The following is a 5,380-nucleotide window of genomic DNA, read 5'->3' as shown; positions in this document are numbered from 1 at the left end:
CAACATCATGCTCGGCTGGTCCGGTGTTTCGCCGGTGCCGTGGCGCACCGAGCCGCACTGGGCGATGGCATCGCTGTGCCTGGTCAGCGTGTGGCGGCGGCGCGGGCGCGGCGGGCGCGCTGGGAATCCGGGTGGTGGGTTCGTCGCGCTGCCCGCCGACCGGCATCTGCCGGGTCGGTGAGGCGGACGGCTCCGGCGGGGGCGGGGGTTTGCCCTGGCCGGGCTGCTGCTCGGGCTGGCCGCTGGGGCGCGCCCAAGGTGACTGGTCACCGTGGGGAGGTCCGGGCGGATTGCTCATCCGCGCGATTCTGCCTTACCGACCTGAACGAAGTCGGCACGGTTGCTCAACACGGCCAGCGTTCGGCGCGCCGTGGTGACCACGTCGAGGTCGATGTCGCAGACCAACAGCTGCGGGGCCGCCTCGGCCGACGCCACCGCCTCACCCCACGGGGAGGCGACCAGGCTGTGACCCACCCCGGTCGGTGCGCCGGAGGAATCTGCCGGGGCGTCGGCGCCGGGAAAGGCCTGCCCGACTGCGGCGACGTAGCTGGTGGAGTCCAGCGCCCGGGCGCACGCCAGCAGTTCCCACTGCCGCAGTTTCCCTGGCCCCGCCCCCCACGACGCGCACACCGCGATCAGCTGCGCACCGCGGTCGGCGAGGTCGGTGTACAGCGCCGGGAACCGGATGTCATAGCAGGTGGACAGGCCGACGCCCACGCCCTCGACGTCGATCACTACCGGATCGAACCCCGGTGCGACCGTGCGCGATTCGGTGAAACCGAACGCGTCGTACAGGTGAATCTTGTGATAGTGCGCGTCGGTTCCGGGCCCGGTGGCCAGCAGCGTGTTTCTGACCCGCCCGTCGTCGGCTGGGGTGAACATCCCCGCGATGACGGTGACGCCGGCCCGGTCGGCGATCTCGCGCACCCGGGTTGCCCAGGGTCCGTCGAGCGGTTCGGCGACCGGGCCCAGCGGCACTCCGAACCGGCACATCGCGGCTTCCGGGAACAGCACCAGCTGCGCGCCCTGTCCGGCGGCGCGCTCGGTGTAGTCGGCCACCAGCTCCAGGTTGGCGGCCGGGTCGGTGCCGCTCAGAAGCTGCGCACACGCAATCCGCATGACGCCAGCTTATTCCGGCCGGGGCGCGCCGCCGTGGCGCAGCCACGTCGAGGTGAACCGTTGCTCGGCGGCCACCAGCTCGGCCAGCTGGGCGCCGATGAAGCTTTCGATCTTGCCGCCCACCAGCGGGATGTCGACCTGCACCGTCGCCGTCAGCGTCAGCTCACAGCCCCCGCCGGCCGGTTCGAGCGCCGCCTCCCCGGACAGCTTGGCCGGTGCGCCGACGATCTTGCCGGTGACCTCCGCGCGCGCCCTGCCGTCACGCACCGGGCGCCACCTCTCGTGGCGTGTCACATTCAGGTCGCCGGGGTGGAACTGCGCCGCCAGCGCGGGCAGCTTGTCCCGGTGAATGCCCTGCGTGGTGACCACGTCGACACCGCCGTCGGCGTCGACGGCCATCGAGTCCAGCGCCACCGTGTCGGCGCCGGAATCGGCGAGTCGGGCCAGCCAGTACCGCTCCTCGGCGAATGCGGCATACAGCTGTTCGACGCCCGCCGGATAGTGCGCGGAGAGCGTGAATGTACGCGGCATAGCTGGTCAGGCTACCGTTACCGGCCGTGGCGGGTTCTGAGTTCGCGGGCGCGCGTGTCGCCGAGGCGGTGCCGTTGGCGCCGTTGACCACCCTGCGGGTCGGGCCGGTCGCCCGACGCGTCATCCGCTGCGCCGATACCGAGCAGATCGTGGCGACCCTGGGCGCCCTGGACCGCGACGGCGTCCGCCCGCTGCTGCTGTCCGGCGGTTCCAATGTGGTGATCGCCGATGACCTGACCGACCTGACCGTGGTGCTGCTGGCCAGCGACGCCATCGAGATCGACGGCAATCTGCTGCGGGCGCAGGCAGGTGCGGTCTGGGACGACGTGGTCGCCGCCGCCGTCACCGCCGGGCTGGGCGGGCTGGAATGCCTGTCGGGTATCCCCGGATCGGCCGGGGCCACCCCGGTGCAGAACGTCGGGGCTTACGGCGCGGAGGTCGCCGACACCTTGACCCGGGTGCTGTTGCTGGACCGCAGCACCGGCAGCGTGCGCTGGACACCGCCCGCGGAGTTGAACTTCGGCTACCGCACCAGCGTGCTGAAGCACTCGGATGCCGCCGTGGTGCTGGAGGTGGAATTCGAGCTCGACCCCGCCGGGCGCAGCGCGCCGCTGCGCTACGGCGAGCTGGCCACTGCGCTGGGCGCCGGTGACGGCGACCGTGCTGACCCGGCCGAGGTACGTGCCGCGGTGCTCGCGCTGCGGTCCGCCAAAGGCATGGTGCTCGACGCGGCTGACCACGACACCTGGAGTGTGGGCTCGTTCTTCACCAATCCCGTTGTGCCCCATGATTCCTACCGTCAGATCGCTGAATCTCAGGCCGGCCCGGTTCCGCACTGGGACGCGCCCGCCGGGGTGAAGCTGGCGGCCGGCTGGCTGGTGGAGCGCGCCGGATTCGGCAAGGGCTACCCGGGCGAGGGTGCCGTCGCGCGACTGTCCAGCAAGCATGCCCTGGCGCTGACCAACCGGGGCGGGGCGACCACCGGTGACGTGCTGAGCCTGGCGCGCACCGTGCGCGACGGGGTCCACGACGCGTTCGGCATCGTCTTGCACCCGGAGCCGGTGCTGGTGGGTTGCGCGCTGTAATCAACATCGCAGGTGGTCAGGCGGTTCCGGCCGGTATCTTGGGATGGCGTGAACGTGACCCGGCGGAAGGCTCTGGCTGCGCTGGCGGCCGGTGTGCTGGCGCCGCAGGCGCTGGCGGGTTGTTTCGGCCGGGCCGGCAACAGCGCCGACAACGCGCCGCCGGCGGCGCCCGCCCTGTCCTTCGAACCCTCCGTCGGCCAGACCGACGTGCTGCCGACCGCCGAGGTCACGGTCACGGTCTCCGACGGCTGGTTCCAGCGGGTGGCGCTGACCAGCCCGGCCGGCAAAGTGCTCAGCGGAACCTTCAACCGGGACCGCACCCGCTACACCGTCACCGAACCGTTGGGCTATGACGCCGTCTACACCTGGAGCGGGTCGGTGGTGGGCCACGACGGCAACGCCGTGCCGGTCGCCGGCACGGTCACCACGGTGACCCCGAGTGCGATCATCGACGGCGGCTTCCAGTTGGCCGACGGGCAGACGGTCGGCGTCGCGGCGCCGGTGATCCTGCAGTTCGACGGGCCGATCAGCGACAAGGCGGCCGTCGAGCGGGCCCTGACCATCACCACCGAGCCGCCGGTGGAGGGCAGTTGGGCCTGGCTGCCCGACGAGGTGCAGGGCGCCCGGGTGCACTGGCGCAGCCGCGACTACTTCCCGGCCGGCACCACGGTCAACGTCGACGCCAAGCTCTACGGCCTGGCATTCGGCGACGGCGCCTACGGCGCCCAGGACATGTCGCTGCAATTCTCGATCGGCCGCCGTCAGGTGGTGAAGGCCGAGGTCTCCTCGCACCGCATCCAGGTGGTGCGCGACGAGGGCGTCATCATGGATTTCCCGTGCAGCTACGGCGAAGGCGACCAGGCCCGCAACGTGACGCGCAACGGCATCCACGTGGTCACCGAGAAATACGCCGACTTCTACATGTCCAACCCGGCCGCCGGCTACCACAACATCCATGAGCGGTGGGCGGTCCGGATCTCCAACAACGGCGAGTTCATTCACGCCAACCCGGCCAGCGCGGGGGCCCAGGGCAACACCAACGTCACCAACGGGTGTATCAACTTGTCGACCGAGGACGCCGAGCAGTACTTCCACAGCGCCATCTACGGCGACCCGGTCGAGGTGACCGGCAGTTCAATCCAGCTGTCCTACTCCGACGGCGACATCTGGGACTGGGCGGTGGACTGGGACACCTGGGTCTCAATGTCCGCGCTGTCGGGCCCGTCGACTTCCGGGGCACCGCGCACCTCGCTGCCCAGCACCGCACCGGCCACCCCGACCGACGCCCCGACGCTGTCGGGTACCCCCACGACACCGACGACGAGGGCGCCGGCGACTACCCGTCCCGGCGGATAGCCCTGGTGGCTGAGGCTTGGTCGCGCGGGCGGATCACGATCTGGTCCAGGTCGACGTGCGGGGGACGGGAGGCCACGAACCCGATCACGTCGGCGATGTCGGCGGCCGTCAATGGGGTCAAGCCCGCATACACCGCGTCGGCGCGCTCGCGATCACCGTCGAAGCGCACCAGCGAGAACTCCGTTTCCACCATGCCGGGGGCGATCTCGGTGAGCCGCACCGGTTTTCCCAACAACTCGCCCCGCAGTGTGCGGTGCAGCGCACTCTGGGCGTGTTTGGCGGCGGTGTAACCGGCGCCGCCGTCGTAGATCTCGAAGGCCGCGATCGAGGTGACGGTGACGATCAGGCCGTCGCCGGAGGCGATCAGCCCCGGTAGCAGCGCGCGGGTCACCTGCAGCGTGCCCAACACGTTGGTCTCCCACATCCACCGCCAGTGCTCGAGGTCCGCTTCGCTGACCGGGGCCAGGCCCAGGGCGCCGCCGGCGTTGTTGACCAGCACGTTGATCGAGCCCGAGAGTGAGTCGCAGACCCGGTCGCACTCCTCGGCCAGCGCGGCGACCGCGGCCTGATCGGAGACGTCGGCCACGACCGCGGTGCCGCCGATCTCCTCGGCCAACGCGGTGATCAGGTCAGCGCGACGAGCCACGGCGATCACGTGAAAGCCTTGCCCAGCAAGGGTTCTCGCGGTCGCCTCACCAATCCCCGAGCTGGCCCCGGTGACCACGGCGATTCGTTGCGCGGCTTGCTGATGAGATTGCGTCATTGCTCCAACTCTAGGAGCCCGCGGGTGATGCTCAACCCCGCTCGACGTGAGCCGGCTCACCCGTTGGTACTAGGGCGCGGCTACCGGCGGAGGACCATGCCCGCCGCTTCCGCCGCTTCCGCCGGCTTCGCCGGCAGCGGGGTGCCCATCGTGCCCCGGCTCGCCGATGCTAATGACGGACGCCAGGGGCACGGACGCGAAATTATCACCGCCGTTACCACCGCGACCGCCGTCACCGCCGGCACCGGCCGCTCCGCTTCCCGAACCTGCGTCGCCGCCGTCGCCACCGCGACCGCCGTCACCGCCGTAGCCACTGGTCGCCGAGGAGTCGGAGCCGGCGGCGCTCCCACCGCCGCGGCCGCCGGAACCTCCGTTGCCGCCGTCACCGTTGTGCAGGGTTCCCGCTCCGCCGTTGCCGCCGTTGCCGCCCTGACCGCCGTCCCCGGCGACGACCGGAGCCGAGCCGGTGACCGAGTTCTCCCCTCCGGTACCGCCTTGGCCGCCGTCCCCGCCGGCACCGCCGGTG

At 71.2% G+C, this 5,380-nt stretch carries 5 protein-coding genes and 2 pseudogenes; 3 read left to right on the top strand and 4 right to left on the bottom strand.

Going from position 1 to position 5,380, the window contains the following annotated elements:
* Positions 1–97, top strand: a pseudogene (locus tag DQP56_RS22400) (sugar ABC transporter permease); the annotation flags it as partial.
* A 197-nt stretch (positions 98–294) separates the two neighbouring features.
* Here the strand turns inward: DQP56_RS22400 and DQP56_RS22395 are convergent.
* On the bottom strand, positions 295–1,119 hold the full coding sequence (locus DQP56_RS22395) for a carbon-nitrogen hydrolase family protein (RefSeq protein WP_112689168.1): 825 nt from the start codon (positions 1,117–1,119) through the stop codon (positions 295–297).
* A gap of 9 nt (positions 1,120–1,128) precedes the next feature.
* Positions 1,129–1,650: a DUF2505 domain-containing protein gene (locus DQP56_RS22390; RefSeq protein ID WP_112689166.1), complete on the bottom strand. Its 522-nt coding sequence runs from the start codon at positions 1,648–1,650 to the stop codon at positions 1,129–1,131.
* A 26-nt stretch (positions 1,651–1,676) separates the two neighbouring features.
* Between DQP56_RS22390 and DQP56_RS22385 the strand changes: the two genes are divergently transcribed.
* Entirely contained in the window at positions 1,677–2,735 is a 1,059-nt protein-coding gene (locus DQP56_RS22385) for a UDP-N-acetylmuramate dehydrogenase (RefSeq protein WP_112689164.1), read from the top strand.
* Positions 2,736–2,747: 12 nt separating this feature from the next.
* Positions 2,748–4,091 (top strand): L,D-transpeptidase, encoded by a 1,344-nt coding sequence (locus DQP56_RS22380; RefSeq protein WP_234825790.1) that lies wholly within the window; start codon positions 2,748–2,750, stop codon positions 4,089–4,091.
* On the opposite strand, the gene DQP56_RS22375 is transcribed toward DQP56_RS22380, so the two are convergent.
* Entirely contained in the window at positions 4,072–4,854 is a 783-nt protein-coding gene (locus DQP56_RS22375; protein WP_112689160.1) for an SDR family NAD(P)-dependent oxidoreductase, read from the bottom strand. The two genes, DQP56_RS22380 and DQP56_RS22375, sit on opposite strands and share 20 nt — an antisense overlap.
* A 69-nt stretch (positions 4,855–4,923) precedes the next feature.
* Positions 4,924–5,380: pseudogene (locus DQP56_RS25660) on the bottom strand (hypothetical protein); the annotation flags it as partial.

The sequence above is a fragment of the Mycolicibacter senuensis genome, from assembly GCF_003284925.1.
In the GTDB taxonomy this organism is placed as follows: Bacteria; Actinomycetota; Actinomycetes; order Mycobacteriales; family Mycobacteriaceae; genus Mycobacterium; species Mycobacterium algericum_A.
Note: the sequence above shows the minus strand (reverse complement) of the source record. Positions and strands in the feature narration are given on the sequence as shown.